The sequence below is a fragment of the Vreelandella venusta genome, assembly GCF_007989605.1.
In the GTDB taxonomy this organism is placed as follows: domain Bacteria; phylum Pseudomonadota; class Gammaproteobacteria; order Pseudomonadales; family Halomonadaceae; genus Vreelandella; species Vreelandella venusta.
In genome coordinates this window covers 282,923-300,870 of the sequence record NZ_BJUL01000004.1, presented here as the reverse complement: position 1 = coordinate 300,870, position 17,948 = coordinate 282,923, and the positions used below count along the sequence as shown (strand labels likewise).

The 17,948-nt window shown below is 51.7% G+C and carries 21 protein-coding genes and 1 pseudogene; 11 read left to right on the top strand and 11 right to left on the bottom strand.

What is annotated here, in order from left to right:
• Window positions 1-285: 285 nt before the first annotated feature.
• The 4 genes from HVE01_RS06755 to flgA form a co-directional block, all read right to left on the bottom strand.
• Window positions 286-1,041 (bottom strand): SDR family NAD(P)-dependent oxidoreductase, encoded by a 756-nt coding sequence (locus HVE01_RS06755; protein ID WP_146943113.1) that lies wholly within the window; start codon window positions 1,039-1,041, stop codon window positions 286-288.
• 121 nt (window positions 1,042-1,162) lie between these two features.
• Entirely contained in the window at window positions 1,163-1,612 is a 450-nt protein-coding gene (locus tag HVE01_RS06750; RefSeq protein ID WP_125744773.1) for a flagella synthesis protein FlgN, read from the bottom strand.
• 13 nt (window positions 1,613-1,625) lie between these two features.
• The gene (flgM, locus tag HVE01_RS06745; protein ID WP_146943111.1) at window positions 1,626-1,889 is read right to left on the bottom strand and encodes a flagellar biosynthesis anti-sigma factor FlgM; all 264 of its coding nucleotides are present in this window, start codon (window positions 1,887-1,889) and stop codon (window positions 1,626-1,628) included.
• Between the two features lie 88 nt (window positions 1,890-1,977).
• Window positions 1,978-2,694, bottom strand: a complete 717-nt coding sequence (flgA, locus tag HVE01_RS06740; RefSeq protein ID WP_146943109.1) for a flagellar basal body P-ring formation chaperone FlgA — start codon at window positions 2,692-2,694, stop codon at window positions 1,978-1,980.
• Window positions 2,695-2,888: 194 nt separating this feature from the next.
• Here flgA and flgB point away from each other — a divergent pair, with 194 nt between their 5' ends.
• The 11 genes from flgB (at window position 2,889) to flgL (ending at window position 13,470) form a co-directional block, all read left to right on the top strand.
• Complete coding sequence (gene flgB / locus HVE01_RS06735; protein WP_125744779.1) at window positions 2,889-3,320, top strand: flagellar basal body rod protein FlgB; 432 nt, start codon at window positions 2,889-2,891, stop codon at window positions 3,318-3,320.
• A 24-nt stretch (window positions 3,321-3,344) separates the two neighbouring features.
• On the top strand, window positions 3,345-3,755 hold the full coding sequence (gene flgC / locus HVE01_RS06730; RefSeq protein ID WP_038480124.1) for a flagellar basal body rod protein FlgC: 411 nt from the start codon (window positions 3,345-3,347) through the stop codon (window positions 3,753-3,755).
• Complete coding sequence (gene flgD / locus HVE01_RS06725) at window positions 3,755-4,453, top strand: flagellar hook assembly protein FlgD (protein ID WP_422822482.1); 699 nt, start codon at window positions 3,755-3,757, stop codon at window positions 4,451-4,453. The genes flgC and flgD overlap by 1 nt, the downstream gene beginning before the upstream one ends.
• A 75-nt stretch (window positions 4,454-4,528) precedes the next feature.
• Window positions 4,529-5,881, top strand: coding sequence for a flagellar hook protein FlgE (locus tag HVE01_RS06720; RefSeq protein WP_146943107.1), 1,353 nt, complete (start codon window positions 4,529-4,531; stop codon window positions 5,879-5,881).
• A gap of 42 nt (window positions 5,882-5,923) precedes the next feature.
• A complete protein-coding gene (locus HVE01_RS06715) occupies window positions 5,924-6,682 on the top strand; it encodes a flagellar basal body rod protein FlgF (protein WP_125744783.1) in 759 nt (252 codons plus the stop codon).
• A 30-nt stretch (window positions 6,683-6,712) separates the two neighbouring features.
• The gene (gene flgG / locus HVE01_RS06710; RefSeq protein ID WP_089040084.1) at window positions 6,713-7,495 is read left to right on the top strand and encodes a flagellar basal-body rod protein FlgG; all 783 of its coding nucleotides are present in this window, start codon (window positions 6,713-6,715) and stop codon (window positions 7,493-7,495) included.
• 51 nt (window positions 7,496-7,546) lie between these two features.
• On the top strand, window positions 7,547-8,236 hold the full coding sequence (locus tag HVE01_RS06705; protein ID WP_125744785.1) for a flagellar basal body L-ring protein FlgH: 690 nt from the start codon (window positions 7,547-7,549) through the stop codon (window positions 8,234-8,236).
• Window positions 8,237-8,326: 90 nt separating this feature from the next.
• Window positions 8,327-9,418: a flagellar basal body P-ring protein FlgI gene (locus HVE01_RS06700; RefSeq protein ID WP_171880225.1), complete on the top strand. Its 1,092-nt coding sequence runs from the start codon at window positions 8,327-8,329 to the stop codon at window positions 9,416-9,418.
• On the top strand, window positions 9,419-10,480 hold the full coding sequence (gene flgJ, locus HVE01_RS06695) for a flagellar assembly peptidoglycan hydrolase FlgJ (RefSeq protein WP_146943105.1): 1,062 nt from the start codon (window positions 9,419-9,421) through the stop codon (window positions 10,478-10,480). It begins immediately after the preceding gene.
• Between the two features lie 62 nt (window positions 10,481-10,542).
• On the top strand, window positions 10,543-12,201 hold the full coding sequence (gene flgK / locus HVE01_RS06690) for a flagellar hook-associated protein FlgK (RefSeq protein WP_146943103.1): 1,659 nt from the start codon (window positions 10,543-10,545) through the stop codon (window positions 12,199-12,201).
• A gap of 15 nt (window positions 12,202-12,216) precedes the next feature.
• On the top strand, window positions 12,217-13,470 hold the full coding sequence (gene flgL / locus HVE01_RS06685) for a flagellar hook-associated protein FlgL (protein ID WP_146943101.1): 1,254 nt from the start codon (window positions 12,217-12,219) through the stop codon (window positions 13,468-13,470).
• A gap of 89 nt (window positions 13,471-13,559) precedes the next feature.
• Here the strand turns inward: flgL and fliR are convergent, their stop codons facing one another.
• The 7 genes and pseudogenes from fliR to fliL form a co-directional block, all read right to left on the bottom strand.
• Window positions 13,560-14,351 (bottom strand): flagellar biosynthetic protein FliR, encoded by a 792-nt coding sequence (gene fliR, locus HVE01_RS06680; protein WP_146943099.1) that lies wholly within the window; start codon window positions 14,349-14,351, stop codon window positions 13,560-13,562.
• Between the two features lie 4 nt (window positions 14,352-14,355).
• The gene (fliQ, locus tag HVE01_RS06675) at window positions 14,356-14,625 is read right to left on the bottom strand and encodes a flagellar biosynthesis protein FliQ (protein ID WP_125744795.1); all 270 of its coding nucleotides are present in this window, start codon (window positions 14,623-14,625) and stop codon (window positions 14,356-14,358) included.
• Between the two features lie 28 nt (window positions 14,626-14,653).
• A pseudogene (gene fliP, locus HVE01_RS06670) lies at window positions 14,654-15,422 on the bottom strand (flagellar type III secretion system pore protein FliP).
• An 8-nt stretch (window positions 15,423-15,430) separates the two neighbouring features.
• Window positions 15,431-15,883, bottom strand: coding sequence for a flagellar biosynthetic protein FliO (fliO, locus tag HVE01_RS06665; RefSeq protein WP_125744797.1), 453 nt, complete (start codon window positions 15,881-15,883; stop codon window positions 15,431-15,433).
• Window positions 15,880-16,398, bottom strand: a complete 519-nt coding sequence (fliN, locus tag HVE01_RS06660; protein ID WP_146943097.1) for a flagellar motor switch protein FliN — start codon at window positions 16,396-16,398, stop codon at window positions 15,880-15,882. The genes fliO and fliN overlap by 4 nt, the downstream gene beginning before the upstream one ends.
• Window positions 16,395-17,450 (bottom strand): flagellar motor switch protein FliM, encoded by a 1,056-nt coding sequence (fliM, locus tag HVE01_RS06655; RefSeq protein ID WP_125744801.1) that lies wholly within the window; start codon window positions 17,448-17,450, stop codon window positions 16,395-16,397. Before fliM ends, fliN begins: the two co-directional genes overlap by 4 nt.
• A gap of 20 nt (window positions 17,451-17,470) precedes the next feature.
• Entirely contained in the window at window positions 17,471-17,947 is a 477-nt protein-coding gene (gene fliL, locus HVE01_RS06650; protein WP_125744803.1) for a flagellar basal body-associated protein FliL, read from the bottom strand.
• Window position 17,948: the final 1 nt, after the last annotated feature.

Here is a 17,948-nt window from a genome sequence, read left to right as displayed (position 1 = left end):
CGCGGAAGAAAATCAATTAATCAATTAGGGACGTTCCCAAGTCACCACGCCGTCATTCCCGAGTGGGGTGATCGGGAATCCACCTTGACCTTGGCCTGCAGCAGCGCAGCCCGAAGCCCCAGGTTAATATGGATTCCCGCTAAGGGCCTGCGGGAATTACAAGGGGAAGGGCCTAAGAGAATAAATAACAAGGGCGGCTCGCAGGGCTAGGAGGGTGTATCGTTAGCCACTTATTCATAAAAATCCCCCAGGGCTGGTGCCCTGGGGAATTTTTTTGTCTGATACTTACCATTCGATAGGCTTGCCAGCCCAATCCCAGAAGCTGCCAGTATCTTCGGGGGTGCGTTTAGATATTACTTTTAATAGCTGTTCAGCGACAAAATCTGCCGTAAATAGCTTTTCGCTGGGAACACGGGCTTGGAAAGGTTTCGAAAGCGATGTATCTGTAGTGCCCGGGTGTAGGCACAGCACAATAGACTGTTTGTTTAGGCGCGTTAGTTCAATGGAGAGTGTCTTCATCAGCATGTTGTGCGCTGCTTTACTAGCCCGATAGCTGTACCAGCCTCCATGCCGATTGTCGCCAATGGATCCCACGCGTGCCGACAAACTGGCGACGATGGCCGGATGTTTGCCTTGCAACAATGGCTTCAGTGCGGCAATCAGTAGGGCGGGCGTGGCGGCATTAACATGCATAACATGGGCGAATGATGCTTCATCTAACTGCTCTAAGCGTTTCTCGGGCTGTACATCACGTGAGTCATCATGCAGCGTGCCAATAGCATTAAATAGTAGGTGTATGGGACGTCCGTTTAGCTGTTGGCGAAGAGCTTCACGCCCTGATTGTGTCGTGATATCGGCGTTTACCATCTCAACGGATGCGTCCTGAAAAGATGGATCTTGAGAGACAAGGGGTGAGCGGCTTACGGCAATGACACTCCCCACATGAGTGTCGGTAAGCAGCTGCTTAATAGTAGCGTTACCTATGCCGCCATTGGCACCGGTGACGACAGCGGTAAAGCTGTCTGGAAGATGGGCAAGCATCCGTTAGGCTCCAATTATGAACATTAATATTCACATTGAAGCTGCTTGTACAGTTTTTGTCTATGTTTGTATAGAGGTGCTGGTCAAGAAGAACTGGTCAAGAAGAACTGGTCAAGAATTGCTAGGCAGACGCATTAAAGCGACCGGGTTGGGCATTATTGCGCCCATTTGGCTTGTAGAGAGTTTTTTCAGCAATTTGGCGGATGTAATCCAGCATTTCCTGATTGTGCTTCACTCTAAGCGATAGCATTTGCCCGGTTAATTCGTTCATGCGTGATACACGCTCGCTTTTTTCGAGCAAGCTTTCCCAGGTGGTCAAGCAGTCCGCATCGTTAGCAGCTTGTTTGGCGCCAAGCGCACCGTCTGCATAGCCAAGCTTTGCCTGAACGTTTCGGCGCAATTGTTCGATGCGTTCCAGCTCAACTAACAGCGCCTGTTTTTGCAGGGCTATAGCGGAGAGCGCATCTCCGTCAATGCTGCCTTTAGTCAGCTGTGTTTGTTCATCTGAGAGCAGCTGTGCTAATTCATCAAGGCGTTGTAACTGATCTGAGAGCAGTCGTGAGAGACCCATAATCGTTCGCTTATCAATCTTTTAAGTTAGCAATTAAGCCGTCAGCAATGCGATCCGCGCGAATTTCTAGCTTTCCTTCACGAATAGCTTCACGAATTTCCTCAACTTTTGCCATATCGATATCGTGTGAGCTATCTGTATGCGTTTGGCTAAGTTGCGTTGCTGATCGTGTTGCGTTGTCTGCTTCGGCTGGCTTATTGCCAGCTATTTTCTGTGCTTCATCACGCTGCTGCGCCTGGTTAGAACGTAGCAGCGGATTAATATTATCGATTTTCACGTTGTTTGCCTCATCGTCAACGTTGGGGCGTCATGCGCTGTATTACTTATTACTATCGGCCTGGGTAGTATGGACTTTAGCCATTAGATTAAAAATCTATTACCAAGGTTCCTTGGCCAATAATGCGTGCGGTGACTAATTCTCGCGTATCGAAGCGCACACGAATACGCTCGCCTTGTGCACCATCAGACAAGGCCTCACCTTCGCGTGATACTCGGAAACCAGCGCCCTCTGCTACGACAGTGACGCGTTGCCCTCGTTTCACTACTTGAGGCGCTTGCAGGTAGTGGGACTGGAAAGTACTGCCGCTTCGAATAGGCCGCTGCGCGACCATACCGATAATATCGTCTTGGTCGATAAGTGCTTGGGCGGCTAGATCCCCAAGATTGCCTTCGCGTGATGTCAGCATATCGCTCGTGATGAGCGTGCCCCTATCAATATCCTGCCCAGCCACGGCGTAACTACCAATGATATCAATTTGCGCCTGGATATACCGCACTTGACGACGATTTTCGCCACAGCGTACGCCGACCGAAACGCGCCCGATAGGGGATTGGTTAGCATTCGGAAAAAAGGGTTCGGGGGCAATGCACTCAGGTAAATGTGCAGAAGGAGGTGAGATATCAATCATCACTTCCTGGCCAAGCGATTGAGATTCTTGATAGAGGAACTGTTGAACGGTATCCATCAACTGTTGGCTGTTGGCATGCGCGTGAAATGAAAGGCCAAGGCTGAGCAGTGATAGACAAGCTAGTTGCTTAAGGGTCGCCAGATAGTATCGCGTTGGGCGCAGTGGGTGTGGCATGGGAGAGTCGCTCAATCGAAGGGAGGCAGATGGTAATCATCAACCGTGCAGTGTAGTGCAAAAGTACCCTGTGCATCATATGAAATGCTGGTGTAAACGGCAGCTGTTCCATGCTTTAGGCTGACGATGCGAAGCCTATTATTCATCATCAATAATATCCGTTTTAATTTGCTTCTCAGCGAACGAGGGTTGGCATGATTGACCAGCTTGAATCTGCCTTTAACTATCACCAGCAGGCACTGGGCTTACGCCAAGCGCGTCACGACGTGCTAGCAGCCAATATTGCCAATGCCGATACGCCTAACTATAAAGCGCGCGATCTCGACTTTGCCAGTGAGCTTAAGAAAGCGGTTGCGGGTAGTCAGTCACAGCAGCAGCAAAATGGCGCGCTGCCGCTGGCTCGAACGTCAGAGCGTCATCTGCAAGGTGAAGGTCCAGCATGGCGGGGTGTGGGCGGTGCAGAGCTGCTTTATCGCATTCCCGATCAGCCCAGCTTGGATGGCAACACGGTCGATATGGATCGTGAGCGGACACAGTTTGCAGACAATGCTGTGCGTTACCAAGCTGCACTAACCATTATGAATCGCCGCATTCAGGGCCTGAAAAACGCGATGCAGCCGGAATAACCGAGCGGTAGGAGAAAGTAATTTATGTCGATGTTTTCAGCCTTTGATATTGCTAGTTCTGCTATGAGCGCCCAGGCGCAGCGTATGAATGTTACCGCTAGCAATATGGCCAATGCCGACAGCATTGCAGGCCCTGATGGCGAGACCTATCGGGCCAAACAAGTGATGTTTGAAACCCAAGCACACAATAATCGATATGGCGTCGGTGGCGTACGTGTCACAGAGGTAGTGGAAGACGATGCTCCGCTACGTCTGCAATACATGCCAAACCATCCTGCTGCGGATGAAGAAGGCTATGTCGCCAAGCCCAATGTTGAACCTGTACATGAAATGGTCAACATGATTTCGGCGTCGCGCTCCTATCAGGCCAACGTAGAAGTGTTCAACACAACGAAGCAGATGATGGTGCAGACGCTATCACTGGGTGAGGGGTAATGATGAACACAATCGACCCGGCAACACTTTCGGCGATTAACGGTGGCGGCAGTGGCTCCCAGTTAAAGCAGAGCGCATCAGACGAGTTGCGCAGTAGCTTTCTGACGTTGTTGATTACTCAGCTACAGAATCAAGACCCGCTGAATCCGATGGAAAATGCGGAAATGACCTCCCAGATTGCACAGATTAATACGGTAAGTGGGATTGAGCAGCTGAACACCACTTTGCAAAGCATCACGAGCCAAATGGATGCCAACCAAGCACTGCAAGCAAGTGGCCTGATTGGCCAAGGCGTGATGGTGCCTGGCAACAAGGTCATGCTAGAGCAAGATAGTGAAGGAAAACTCTATACGACACCCTTTGGTATTGAGCTTGCTAAACCTGCCGATCAGCTTACCGCGGTAATTGTTGGCCAAGGTGGCGAAGTGATCAGGCGTTATAACTTGGGTGCGGTAGAAGCCGGTGTGCAGTCTTTCCAGTGGGACGGTAAAAACGAGCAGGGTGAAGCCGCTGCTAGTGGTCGTTATACGGTTCAGCTAGAGGCTAAAGATGCTGAGGGTGAAACACTAGATTCAACCGCATTGAACTATGCGGTTGTTAATAGTGTGACCCCTAATGATGGTAGCGGGAAGGTTAAACTGGATTTAGGGGCTGTTTACGGACAGGTTCAGTTGGATCAAATCAAACAGATTCTTTAAGTCACATGTAAGTAAAACAACATTTTTACAGCAAGAACGTCTTAATGGAAAAGACGTTTTGATGAGGAACATATTATGTCATTTACAACGGCAGTGGCTGGTCTTAACGCACAATCAGAGAAGCTAAACTCTGCTGGCAACAACATCGCCAACTCGCAAACCGTTGGTTATAAGAGTTCTGACGTGCTGTTCTCTGATGTATTTGCGGCCTCGCGTGGGATAGGGGTACAGGTATCAGATGTGCGCCAGAACTTCACCCAGGGCAGCATCGAGAGCACGGGACGTAACCTGGATTTGGCGATTTCTGGTGAGGGCTTTTACCGCCTAGAGCGCTCCACTGGGGAGGTCGGTTATTCACGTAACGGTGAGTTTAGCATTACCGCTACTGGCGATATTGTTAATGCTCAGGGTGATCGTTTGATGGGGTACGGTATGGACCGCGGTGTGACCGAAGACACCGATGACCAGCAGGCGTTCCCGTTCTCAAACGTATTGGTGGGCGGTGACCCTCAGGCATTAAATGTGCCGGTTGACGATATTCCAGCTAAAGCCACTACCGAAGTAAATGCACTATTAAACCTGGATGCCAGGGCAGTCAGTGGCCAGGATTTAAATACTGTTGAAATTTCTGAAAGTGATGCTGACGCTGAGGCCAACCCTCCTGTTGTCACACCATTGAACTATCATTTTTCCAATAACTTCACTTCTTATGACTCCTTGGGGAATGCGGTTAATGTTGCTACCTATTTCGAAAGGGTGGGTGACAATAGTAATCAATGGAAGGTGACTGCTGTCACTAACGGGGTAACCAGAGGCAGCTTTACATTGGACTTTACCCAAAGTGGTAGATTGCAAACCAATGCGCAGGGAATTGTTACGGGTATTGGAGAGAGCGCCGACCCAGGAGGCGCAGTTGTAACTGAAGATCCAGAAACAGGCGAAACTCGCGTCACTATTGGTGGCATTCCCGGTGGCGTCGACGCAGAAAACCTGAATATCCAGCTTAAGTTCGATGGTACCACGCAGTTTGCTGCGGACTCGTTGCAAAAAGAACTTAACCAGGATGGCTACACCTCAGGTGCATTGGCCGGTATTACCGTTACTGAGAGCGGCGTTATTCAGCGTAACTTTACCAATGGTGAAACCCGTGCTGCTGGCCAGATTGCGCTAGCCAGCTTCCGGAATGAAGAAGGTCTTCAGCCACTGGGCAACAACTTGTGGGCGGCGACAAATGCCTCTGGGTTGGCAAACTTAGGGGCGCCGGGCACCGGTCGTCTGGGGCAGATCCAAGCGGAAGCAGTAGAGGCGTCTAACGTCAACTTGGCCAGTGAGCTGGTCGATACCATTGTGGCGCAGCGCTCTTACCAAGCGAACTCCAACACTATCAGCACCCAGGACGAGCTCCTGCAGACCATTATCAACCTGTAATCAGCTGTGATAATGGCGTGATGCTGAGCTAAGGAGTCAGTTGTGGATCGTATGCTATACACCGCCATGAGCGGCGCCAAACACACGATGGACCAGCAGACAGTGGTTAGCAATAACCTGTCGAATGTGTCTACTGCAGGCTTTCGCGCGCAGTTGCAAGCAGCGCGTTCAGTCCCGGTAGAGGGCGCTGGGCTACTCGACACACGGGTCTCGGCGGTGACGACCACCCCTGGCACCGATTTTTCGCAGGGGCCTATTGAGCGCACGGGTCGAACCCTCGATATCGCTATGCAGGATGATGCCTGGATGGCGGTGCTCGGCGAGGACGGCACTGAGGCGTATACCCGTCGAGGCGACCTGCAACTGGACAGTGATGGTGTACTGCTTAGTGTTGGGCGTCCGGTCATGGGAGAGGGTGGCCCTATTGCCTTGCCGCAAGGTGCGCAGATATCCATTGGTGCGGACGGTACCATCAGCGCGATCCCCCAAGGTGAGGGGCCTGCAGCGCTGGTCGATGTCGGCCGCATCAAGCTAGTCACGCCCGATGAGCAGGCATTAATGCGCGGTGACGACGGGCTGTTTCGTGGGCCATTGAATGAGGAAGGCGTTGCCGCTGTGCTTCCAGGTGATGAGGATGCCCGAATTGTCAGTGGTGCCCTAGAGGGCAGTAACGTCAGCGCTGTAGATGCCATGGTGTCGATGATTGATGTTGCCCGCCGTTACGACATGCAAATGAAAATGCTCAGCACGGCGGACGAAAACGCTCAGCGCGCTAACAGCATTTTATCTATTCAGGGCTGATAGCAGCCACTCAGCCAAGAGAGCACGCTTATGATTAAGTCGTTGTGGACAGCCAAGACGGGGCTAGAGTCTCAGCAAACCAAGCTAGATGTGATTTCCAATAACCTAGCGAACGTAAGCACAAACGGGTTTAAACGTTCCCGCCCTGTGTTTGAAGATCTGCTTTATCAAAATATGCGCCAGCCTGGTGCGCAAAATAATATTCAGGATCGCCTGCCTTCTGGGATGCAAATAGGTACCGGTGTGCGTGCGGTGGCGACTGAGCGCCTGCATACCCAAGGTGGCCTCGAAGAAACCAGTAACTCCCGCGATCTGGCGATCAATGGAGAAGGCTTTTTTCAAGTGTTACTGCCTGATGGCACCGTTGGTTACACCCGCGACGGCAGTTTTCAGCTCAATGAAAATGGTCAAATGGTGACTGCTAATGGTTATCCATTAGAGCCGGCTATTTTTATTCCTGCTAACGCCTTGTCGGTCACGATTGGTGAAGACGGTACGGTCAGTGTACGCCAACCAGGTATCGCCCAAGATGCTGATATTGGCCAGATCAACGTAGCGTCGTTTATTAATCCAGCAGGCCTGGAGAGCGTTGGCGGCAATTTGTACTTGGAAACAGGTGCTTCTGGTGCGCCTAACCAAAATGTTCCCGGCAATAATGGGGCTGGCAGGTTATTCCAAGGCTATGTAGAAACCTCGAACGTCAATGTGGTTGAGGAAATGGTCAATATGATCCAAACCCAGCGCGCCTACGAAATTAATAGTAAGGCGGTATCGACCAGCGACGAAATGTTAGCGCGCTTGAGCCAGCTCTAACGGTATTGATGAATAGGGCTTACTAAACAGGGCTTACTAACAGGTCGCATTATGTTGGATTTACACGCTGCTTCACGTCGTTTTTTGTTAGTTGGCCTTGCGCTGTTTCTGTTGTTTGCGGCGGGTTGCGCGCAAATTCCGCGAGCCTCGGTGGTCGGTGAGCAAGAGCAAATTACCATTGTGGACCGGCCGCCGCCGATCGCTAATGGCTCCATTTATCAAGCGCGCCGGGGTTATCAGCCGCTGTTTGAAGATCGCCGTCCGCGCTCTATTGGCGATATTTTGACCATTGTGCTCGATGAAGAGGTAAGTGCTAGCAAAAATGCCCGTTCCAATGCGGATCGTTCGGGGAGTGCCAGCCTAGAGCTTGCGCAGCTGCCTGATGTGCTGGATACATTGGCCGAGTACGGTTTTGATATATCGGGGGCGAGTGACTTTGCGGGTGGCGGCGGCTCTCAAGCTAATAATACCTTCACGGGCACTATCACCGTATCGGTATTAGAGGTGATGAATAACGGTAACTTGCGGGTACGCGGCGAAAAGCAGATCGCGATTAACCAGGGAACAGAATTCATTCGCTTCTCTGGGGTGGTTAACCCTCGCACAATTACCGCGCAAAATACCGTGCCTTCAACCCAAGTGGCAGACGCAAGAATTGAATATGTCGGCGATGGCTATATCAATGAGGCGCAGCACATGGGCTGGTTACAGCGCTTTTTCTTAAATGTATCGCCGTTTTAAGCCAGTTACTCGGCCCGCTAACAGAGACCTATCATGGCTATGCAGTTAAACCGTTATCGTGGTGTTAAGCACAGGCTACGTAGTGTCGTTATGTTGACGGCACTCTTTGCCGTTAGTTGTGTACTAGCGATGCCAGCCGCAGCGGAACGGGTGCGTGAACTATCAAGCTTTGCCGGGGTGCGTGATAACCAGTTGGTTGGCTATGGTTTGGTCGTGGGGCTGGATAGCACCGGTGACCAAACTACCCAGGCGCCGTTTACCAGCCAAAGCTTGACGAACATGCTCTCTCAGCTAGGCGTAACGGTGCCAGCAGGTACTAACTTACAGCTGCGCAACGTTGCTGCGGTCATGGTCACCGCTGACTTACCGCCGTTCTCACGCCCAGGTCAGCGTTTGGATATCGTGGTGTCTTCGATTGCTAACGCCCGCAGCTTACGTGGCGGAACGCTGTTAATGACGCCACTGAAAGGTGCTGATGGTGATACCTACGCTATTGCCCAGGGCAATATGCTTGTGGGTGGCGCAGGCGCTCAATCAGGCGGCAGCAGTGTTCAGATCAATCAACAGGCATCCGGACGCATTCCTAATGGGGCGTTGGTTGAGCGGGAAGTGCCGCTAAATCTTGGCGGTAACGGCGGACGGTTAGAGTTACAGCTTAATGAGTCAGATTTTGGCACGGTACAGCGCATGGTAACGGCCATTAATAACGAATTTGGCCAGTCGGTAGCGTATGCGCGTAATGGGCGGGTGATTGCACTTGATGGCCCGGTGGATGAAAACGCTCGGGTTAACTTCATGGCACGTGTAGAAAATGTGCAGGTGACACCTATGGAGGCGCCCGCACGGGTCGTACTTAATGCGCGAACGGGGTCCGTCGTTATGAATAGCGCTGTCACCCTGCGCCAAGCAGCCGTTGCCCACGGCAACCTCTCTATCATGATTGATACCCAGTTCGGGGTTAGCCAGCCGGCTCCCTTTGGTGAGGGTGAAACGGTGGTTGTGCCCAATACGGATATTGAAATTGAGCAGCAGGAAGCGTTTTTGCAAATCGTAGAAGGTGCCCAATTGAATGAAGTGGTCAATGCACTCAACGCATTGGGAGCCACACCCCAAGACTTAATGTCGATTCTTGAAGCGCTGAAGGCCGCTGGATCGCTTCGCGCAGAGCTTGAGGTTATTTAAATGAGCATTGGCGATATGACCAGCCAATTCGCGCTGGACATGAACGGCTTTCAGCGCCTGCAGCACAACGCCCGAGTGGATCCTGATGCCGGTGTACACGGCGCTGCCCAGCAGTTTGAAGCCCTATTTGTGCAGATGATGATGAAAAGCATGCGCGATGCTATTCCTTCTTCTGGTCTGTTGAGCAGTTCGACAACGGATACTTACCAGCAGATGTTAGATCAGCAGTGGTCGCAAGTAGTCTCGTCTAAAGGCATGGGATTGGCGGATATGCTGGTGGAGCAGCTGCAGCGCCAAGGACTGGTCAATCACAAGTCAGGTAGCGCTGACCAAGAACTGCAAGCGCTGATCGCGGGTATACCACGCGGTACCCCGAGGGTGTTGGATGAGCCACTGCAGCCGAATCGCGGTGGTTATGCGCCAGCATCGAGTGGTGGGCGGTTCTTGGCTGAACTAGATGCGATTAGCCAACGCTCAGCCGCTGAGACCAGCAATACCAACACGGCATCGGCCGTTGCCTCAACGGCTACGCCCACTTCCGCCGTGACACCAGGCAGTTTCAGTCATGCACCCGATCATGTTCAGCGCTTCTTAACGACATTGGCCGCTCCAGCCCAGGCTGCCAGTGATGCCACCGGGGTGCCAGCCGAACTAATTCTGGCACAAGCAGCGCTGGAAACAGGCTGGGGCCGCCATGAAATTGCCACGCAACACGGCGGCAATAGCCACAACTTGTTTGGTATTAAGGCGGGCAGTCATTGGCAGGGTAAAACGACCGATATTGTCACCCACGAGTATATTAACGGCCGTCGAGTCCAGGTTGTGGACTCTTTCCGCGTCTATGACTCGTTTGAGCATGCGTTTACCGACTATGCCAATTTGATCGGCAACAACCCACGCTACGCGGGCGTAGTGCAGGCCGCTGATGCGCATCAAGCCGCTCATGAACTACAGCGAGGCGGTTATGCGACGGACCCCCACTATGCCAATAAACTCGTCGCTGTCATGAACACCATGGGGCCGATAGCGACGGGGCGCGAGTTTCTCGCAGATTCCCGCTAACGTGTGATTTAAGTTTTGCTGCGCACTGCCGATAGACAACTTATCGGCCTAAGGAATTGACCATGAGCATGTTTTCAATCGGCTTAAGCGGCCTTAATGTGGCGCAAAATGCCCTCAATACCACCAGCAACAATATAAGTAATGTTTATACGCCTGGGTATAATCGTGAGGTGGCTCAGCTTGGCCAAGGGGCTGTAGGCGGTGGCGTTAAGGTCAACAGTATCGAACGCCAGTTTAATACGTATGTCTCGAGCCAGCTTAACAGCGCCAAAACTCAATCAAGCGCACTGGCGACTTATCACAACCAAATCACCCAAATTGATAACTTGCTTGCGGATCGAGAAGCGGGCTTGTCGCCATTAATGCAGTCGTTTTTCTCCTCTTTGGAAGATTTGGCCAGTGCACCAGCGGATCCTGCTGCCCGCCAAGGCGTTGTTGGCTCAGCCAATACTCTCAGCGCCCAATTCCGCTCCTTTGATGGTTATCTGCAAGATATGCAGAGCAACATCAATAGCCAAATCAAAGATGAAGTTTTTCAGATAAATAACACGACCGAACAAATTGCCGGCCTAAATCGCGAAATTGCGCTGGCCCGTGCGCGTAGCGGTGAAGCGCCCAATAGCCTGTTGAACCAGCGCGATCATTTGGTTTCTGAGCTCAATGAACGCATGGATATGCGCTTAAATATCCAAGATGGAAAAAGCTATAACCTCAGTTTGCCGAATGGTCAGCCGTTAGTGACGGGTACCAGCGCGTTTAAGCTTGAAACTATGCAATCAGAAGCTGATCCACAGCGTACAGTGGTGGCTTATCGTGATGGTGAAGGTGGCGTGACTCAGTTAGAAGAGTCAGCGATTAAAGGCGGCGCGCTGGGTGGTCTGATGACATTTCGTTCAGAAACCCTGGATAAAACTCAGAACCAAATTGGCCAATTGGCGGTTTCTCTATCACTGGCGTTTAACGAGCAGCACAAGCAGGGTGTCGACCTGGATGGTGAGCAAGGTGGCGATTTTTTTGCCGTGTACTCGCCCCAAACGTTTAGTCATACGAATAACAGCGGCACCGCCGTCGTTGAATCTGCCGAATTTGATAGCGACACGATTGACCAGCTTCGCGCGACGGACTACACCGTTCGCTTTGAGGGTGGTGCGCCTACCGTTACGCGTAACGATAACGGAGCAACAGTAGACGATATTGACTGGAACGCGGGAACCGGTGCGCTGACGTTTGGTGGTGTAGCGCTCACGATTAGCGGCACGCCTAACGATGGTGACCGTTTTGAAGTGCAGCCGGTGCGACGTGGCGCAAGCGATATGGATGTCACCATCAATGAGCTAGACCGTATCGCTGCAGGCAAGCCAGCCAATCCTGAAGACGACCCTGCCGATTGGGTAGCTACTGGCGCGGGCGATAACCGCAATGCCTTGGCGTTACAGGATCTACAGCAAAAAGCCATCGTGGGTGGTAGCGCATCGGTGAGCGGCGCGTATGGCGTCATTGTTAGCGATGTGGGTAACCGTGCCAATATTGTCCAGGTGAATTTAGATGCTCGACAAGGGCTAACCGATCAACTGGAAGCGGTTCAGCAATCAGAGTCGGGTGTTAATCTTGATGAAGAAGCGGCTAACCTGATTCGCTATCAGCGATATTACCAAGCGAATGCGCGCGTGATTGATACCGCAGGTGCCATTCTGGATACCATCTTGAATCTACGGAACTAATAAGGAGCTTAGGCGATGCGTATTAGTACGGTCACTATGTTTGAGCAGAGCACGGCTTCTATTAACCGGCAGCAAAGCGATTTCTTGAAAGTTAGCCAGCAAATTGCCAGTGGCCGTCGCGTGGTGAATCCTTCCGATGATCCGCAGGCAGCATCACGTGCTGTCGGCGTTGATCAATCCAGGGCGATGAATCAGCAGTTTTCAGACGCTCGGGTTTCGGCACGCAATTCACTGTCGCAAACTGAGAGCATTCTTAACAGTGTCAGTGATGCAGTGACTAGTGCTAAAACGCTGCTGATTCAAGCCTCTAGCGATACGCTGAGCGATGTGGACCGTGAATCCATTGCCAGTGATCTAAAAGGCATTTACGAAACGATGCTGGGTCAGGCGAATGCCACCGATGGCAATGGTCGCTACTTATTCGGCGGTTATAAAGATAATGCTCCGCCGTTTGTTAAATCGGCAGACGGCAACGTGGAATATAACGGTGATAACAATTCACGCCAGCAGCGTGTCGATTCTTCGCGTTTGATGCCTGTTGCTGAAAATGGTGCCTCGATTTTTCAGGGCGTCCCCAGCGGTGCTGGCTATATCGCTGAAGCTAGTACAGAAAACCTCGGGGGCGTTACCTTCAAGGGGCCTCAGCTGACCGATGTTAACGCTCCAGGCTATGGCGACAGCTATCGTGTTGTGTTCAGTGAAGATGCAGCGCTGGGTAGCGGCATCAGCTATCAAGTGCAACGTTTTAGCGACGGTGCCTGGCAGGAAGACGCCGCTGATTTAGTGGCCAGTGGTGAATATGTTGGCGACGGCCAGCAGCTTAGTTTTGCTGGGCTTAATATCACACTTACCGGCAGCGCCGAGCCCGATGATGAAATCTTAATTGCCCGGGCGGGTAGTGAGCAGCGTGGTGCGGACCTGTTTCGCACTATGGAAGCAGCGATTAGCGTGCTAGAAATGCCTGCCCAAAGCACCACGGAAAAAGCTGCGTTACGTAATACGCTTAATACGTCGATGCGTGATCTTGATAATGCGCTCGATAACGTGCTTTCCGTTCGTGCTTCTGCGGGTGCTCGTCTGAATGAGCTGGAAGTGATTGATGCGGTAGGCAGCAACCGAAAGCTTAACTATGAGCAAACCCTGTCTGACTTGGTCGATTTGAATTACGTCGAAGCGATTTCTGAATATAGTTTACGCCAAGTGGGTCTTCAGGCTGCTCAGAAAGCATTCGTCGATATTAAAGGCATGTCGTTGTTCGACTATATGTAAATCGGCCACGCTTTAGTCGTGCATGATGTTGCATTAAAAAAGGCCCCAACCGCTAGCGGTTGGGGCCTTTTTCAGGTGCGCTTTGCACACTAGCCTAGTGGTGCCATGGTCTCGATCAGGCTCTGCATAAAGGCCAGCCCCTGGCTAAAGAGCTGCTGTAAAAAGCGGCCGATGTCTGTCATTAATACCATCAGCAGGATAAGCCCAACGGTTAATGAGGCGGGAAAACCGATATTGAATACCGTCAACTGCGGCGCTGAGCGGTTGAGAATGCCGAGTGCTAAGTTAATGATCAACAGTGAGCCGACCAGCGGTAGCGCAAGCAGCATTCCGGAAGCAAAAATAGTACCTGCATAACGCGCCAGCAGCTCAAACGCATTCGGATTTAAGGCACCAATGCCAATGGGGAGTGTTTCAAAGCTCATGATCAACGTTTCTAACACCATCAGGTGGCCATTCATCGCCAGAAACATCAACAGCGTAATCATATAAAGAATACGCGATAGCACCATGATATTGGTGCCACTCGACATATCGAAAAAGCTGGCAAACGCCAAACCCATCTGCAAGCCGATAAACTCACCAGCTGCCTGCACTACGGCGAAAACAATATGCATGACTAAGCCAATCGCAACGCCTATCAGCAGTTGCTCAACCAGGATACCTACGCTTGCCCACGACACGATGGGAATATCAGGCATGGCAGGCAATATCGGGGCAATCACAATGGCAATGATCGCGGCTAACGCCACCTTGGCCTGATTCGGAACGCTGGAATGGCCCCAGAGAGGCGAAGCCGCCATAAAGGCAGTAATACGTGCAAATGGCCAAAAGAAAGCCACTAACCACGCCTGGAGCTGGGCGAACGTCACCTCCACCATGGCGTTACATCACCATACTGGGAATATTGCTGAAGAGGCGATGGGTGAAGTCGGTGATCAAACCGAGGAGCCAAGGCCCTGCAAGTACCAATACGGCAAAGACGGCTAATATTTTGGGAATGAAGGTCAGCGTCATTTCATTTATTTGGGTTGCTGCCTGGAACAAGCTAATGATAAGGCCGGTGAAGAGGGCGGCCAGCAGCATAGGGCCTGCAAGAAAAAGCGTTACTCGCATGCCTTGGTAAGCAATGCTCATCACCATTTCCGGGGTCATGGATACTCCTGGCCGCTGAACGCGACGCTCAAATCATGTAAAAGCTTTCTGCTAGCGAGCCGATAATCAACTGCCAGCCATCGACCAATACAAACAGCATGAGCTTAAAGGGCAGTGAAATCGTGATCGGTGGCACCATCATCATGCCGAGCGCCATCAGCGTGCTAGCGACCACTAAGTCGATAATCAGAAAAGGAATAAAAATAGTAAAACCAATCTGAAAGGCAGTTTTAAGCTCACTGGTAACTAAAGGCAGGCAGTAAGACCCGCATAGGTAGCTCTTCGGGGCCTTGCATGGGGCCTACCTCCGCAAGACGCACAAAAAGCGCTAAATCAGGCTCGCGGGTCTGGGCGAGCATGAATTCACGAAATGGTTGCTGAGCCTGCAGTAAGAACTCTTCAAAATTGATCGTTTCATTAGTAAGCGGCACCCAAGCGATGTCGTACACTTGGTTTAAGACAGGCGACATAATAAAAAACGTCAAGAACAACGCGATACCTAATAAAACTTGGTTTGGCGGCGTGGCCTGGGTACCCATGGCTGTTCTGAGCAAACTAAGAACAATAATAATGCGCGTAAAGCTGGTCATCATGAGCAGCATGGCTGGCAGAAAAGCCAGAGAGCTTAAAAATAGCAGCGTTTGTAACGACAGCGACCACTGCTGACCACCATTATCTAAAGGTTGAGATACCAGTCCAGGAAGCTGCTGCGCATGAGCAGGTAGAACAAATAAGCAGCAGGCGATCGTGGCAAGTATTAGCCACCAACGCCGCCCATAAGGCCAAGCGAAGTGCATCTCGAATCTCATGGTGTGTGGTTTGAATCGGAAGCGGTGGGGGGCTCGGCATCGCGTTTGCCCTGGCTGGTGGCTAGGGCCTGGGCTAAACGCTGAGAAAACCGCGAAGGCGCCTCGGCGGGTGACGCAGTGGGGCGATCTGTCGGCGCAGGACGTTCGTGCAGTTTGGTGATCCGCCCATTGCTAACGCCGACGACCAGCCACGTATCCTCTATCTCAACCACGACGATACGCTCGCGATTGCCTACCGCGGTATTGCCCACAATTTTTAAGTGAGCACCATGTTGATAGCGGGCGGTTTGCCAGCGTTTGAGTACCGCTGTGCATAGCAGAATAATGGCAATGACCAGAGCGAGTGCCGCGGCCGTTTTGCCGAGTGCTGCCATGCCGATTAAGGCATCACCGCTACCGCTAATGGCATCCAGTGAGGTGCTCGATGAAGAAGAGGAAGCGACGCTCATCGGTTGAGTTTATGAATGCGCTCAGAGGGGGTAATAATCTCTGTGATGCGAATGCCGTATTTATCTTCCACCACAACTACTTCCCCTTGGGCAATTAAATAGCCATTGATCAAAATATCCATGGGCTCACCAGCGAGGCCTTCCAACTCAATCACTGACCCCTGGGCAAGTTCAAGTAGTTGTTTGATGGTTAGCTTGGTGCGGCCTAACTCCACCGTAAGCTTGACCGGGATATCCATGATCATTTCCAAGTCGCGAGACTTGGCATGGCCACTTTCAGCACTTAGCGGGCGAAATACTTCATCGCTTGCTGGTTTAGCAGCAGGGGCTTCTGGCTCAGGCTTGCTGCTTGAGTCGTCTGCTTCCTCGGCGGCTTCTTGCTCGGCCATGGCCGCTGCCCATGGGTCTTCCTCGCCTGCGGCATCGGCACTCGAACTGGGCTCTTCTTGCTCTGACATGGCGTCCGCCCAATCATCATCAGAGACCTTTTGATCGGGTTTATTTGGATCAGTCATGCTTTGGGTTCCTTGGCTTTCTGTCGCGTTGAACCTTTAATAAAGTCCTTGGACGATAGGTTATTCATAGCGGCATGGTCGATCATACGTAGCACGCGTAATGCGCGTTGCTGCTGTTGGCTCCCGTACTCGCACTCCATCACCGGGACACCGTCGACGCGAGCGGTGATCGTATTGGGAATATCCATGGGCAACACATCGCCCTTTTTAAGCCCCATTACTTGGGCAATGCGGCTGGGTATTTGGGCAAATTCAGCGACTAACTCAACTTCTGATTGGCGAAGCTCGTTCGCCATGCGCCGTGACCATGTGCCATCGTGGTCATGGTTGCTGTCATTAATCGGATTGGCGAGCAAATCCCTAAGCGGCTCAATCATGGCGTAGGGCATACAAATCTGAAAGTTGCTCGACAGGTTGCCCACTTCAATATTGAACTTGGTGTTCACCACAATCTCATTGGGCGAGTTGGTGATGTTGGCAAACTTGGATTGCACTTCGGAACGTAAAAAAAACACCTCTAACGGATAAACAACCTTCCACGCCTCTTGGTAGGCATCAATGGCCAAGTTGAGCAGGCGCTGGATAATACGCTGCTCGGTATTAGTGAATTCGCGGCCATCCGATTTGGTTACGAAACGACCATCGCCACCAAACAAGTTATCCACCACCATAAACACCAGGTTAGGTGGAAAGACCACGAGTGCTGATCCGCGCAGCGGCTTCATTGATACAAGGTTCAAGTTGGTGGGTACTGGAACATTGCGCGAAAAGTCGCTAAAGCTCTGATAACGCACCGACTCAACGGTGATATCGGCACTGCGCCGTATCAAGTTGAATAGACCATTGCGGAAGTAGCGTGCAAAACGCTCATTGATAAAGTCTAACGCGTGTAAGCGCTCACGAATCACTCGATGCTGTGTCGCGGGATCGTAGGGGCGAACGCGCGCTTCCTCTTGGGTGGACGATGACGGAGCCGCAGGCTCATCATCGCCACTGACGCCCTTTAGTAAGGCATCAATTTCTTCCTGGGACAGTAGATCGTCCTGTGACATGAACGGCTCCAGTTCCCGGGTTATTGCACAATGAATTCGGTAAACAGCACTTCCCGTAAGTCTAGTGGAGGCTGGTTTTCGGTAAGCGGGACGTTCAAGCGGTTGATAATTGCTTGGGCCAGCGCTTCTTTCCCCTCAGTGGAGGTTAGCTCATTCGCCTGTTTGCCGGATAATAAAATCAGCAAGCGGCTACGTACCTGGGGCATGTGTTCTTCAATAATCGCCTTACTTTGCTCGTCGCCAACCCGAAGCGTAATGCCGGTATAAAGCAAACGGGAGCCATAGCGATCATCTGCCAGGTTGACAGTAAATGGGTCAATACGTGTAAAGACAGGCGGTACATGCTCAATTTTTTGCAGTGTTTCGTCGTGTTCAGCATTGCCGCCGCGCTGATCCAGCACCAAATAGATAGCTGCCGCTGCACCCGCTGACGAAAGCAGTACCAATACAATCATTATCCAAAGCAGTTTTTTAGACCCGCCGCTTGCTTCTGCCATT

What these genes read in the sequence shown, in the direction of transcription:
- flgD (WP_422822482.1), top strand. Translation starts at nt 3,755, where the DNA reads ATGATGAACACAATCGACCCGGCAACACTTTCGGCGATTAACGGTGGC.
- flgK (WP_146943103.1), top strand. Translation starts at nt 10,543, where the DNA reads ATGAGCATGTTTTCAATCGGCTTAAGCGGCCTTAATGTGGCGCAAAAT.
- fliQ (WP_125744795.1), bottom strand. Translation starts at nt 14,625, where the DNA reads ATGACCCCGGAAATGGTGATGAGCATTGCTTACCAAGGCATGCGAGTA.
- HVE01_RS06700 (WP_171880225.1), top strand. Translation starts at nt 8,327, where the DNA reads ATGTTGACGGCACTCTTTGCCGTTAGTTGTGTACTAGCGATGCCAGCC.
- flgG (WP_089040084.1), top strand. Translation starts at nt 6,713, where the DNA reads ATGATTAAGTCGTTGTGGACAGCCAAGACGGGGCTAGAGTCTCAGCAA.
- fliM (WP_125744801.1), bottom strand. Translation starts at nt 17,450, where the DNA reads ATGTCACAGGACGATCTACTGTCCCAGGAAGAAATTGATGCCTTACTA.
- flgL (WP_146943101.1), top strand. Translation starts at nt 12,217, where the DNA reads ATGCGTATTAGTACGGTCACTATGTTTGAGCAGAGCACGGCTTCTATT.
- flgA (WP_146943109.1), bottom strand. Translation starts at nt 2,694, where the DNA reads ATGCCACACCCACTGCGCCCAACGCGATACTATCTGGCGACCCTTAAG.
- fliO (WP_125744797.1), bottom strand. Translation starts at nt 15,883, where the DNA reads ATGAGCGTCGCTTCCTCTTCTTCATCGAGCACCTCACTGGATGCCATT.
- HVE01_RS06705 (WP_125744785.1), top strand. Translation starts at nt 7,547, where the DNA reads ATGTTGGATTTACACGCTGCTTCACGTCGTTTTTTGTTAGTTGGCCTT.
- fliL (WP_125744803.1), bottom strand. Translation starts at nt 17,947, where the DNA reads ATGGCAGAAGCAAGCGGCGGGTCTAAAAAACTGCTTTGGATAATGATT.
- fliR (WP_146943099.1), bottom strand. Translation starts at nt 14,351, where the DNA reads ATGGTGGAGGTGACGTTCGCCCAGCTCCAGGCGTGGTTAGTGGCTTTC.
- HVE01_RS06750 (WP_125744773.1), bottom strand. Translation starts at nt 1,612, where the DNA reads ATGGGTCTCTCACGACTGCTCTCAGATCAGTTACAACGCCTTGATGAA.
- flgB (WP_125744779.1), top strand. Translation starts at nt 2,889, where the DNA reads ATGATTGACCAGCTTGAATCTGCCTTTAACTATCACCAGCAGGCACTG.
- HVE01_RS06755 (WP_146943113.1), bottom strand. Translation starts at nt 1,041, where the DNA reads ATGCTTGCCCATCTTCCAGACAGCTTTACCGCTGTCGTCACCGGTGCC.
- flgC (WP_038480124.1), top strand. Translation starts at nt 3,345, where the DNA reads ATGTCGATGTTTTCAGCCTTTGATATTGCTAGTTCTGCTATGAGCGCC.
- HVE01_RS06720 (WP_146943107.1), top strand. Translation starts at nt 4,529, where the DNA reads ATGTCATTTACAACGGCAGTGGCTGGTCTTAACGCACAATCAGAGAAG.
- fliN (WP_146943097.1), bottom strand. Translation starts at nt 16,398, where the DNA reads ATGACTGATCCAAATAAACCCGATCAAAAGGTCTCTGATGATGATTGG.
- flgJ (WP_146943105.1), top strand. Translation starts at nt 9,419, where the DNA reads ATGAGCATTGGCGATATGACCAGCCAATTCGCGCTGGACATGAACGGC.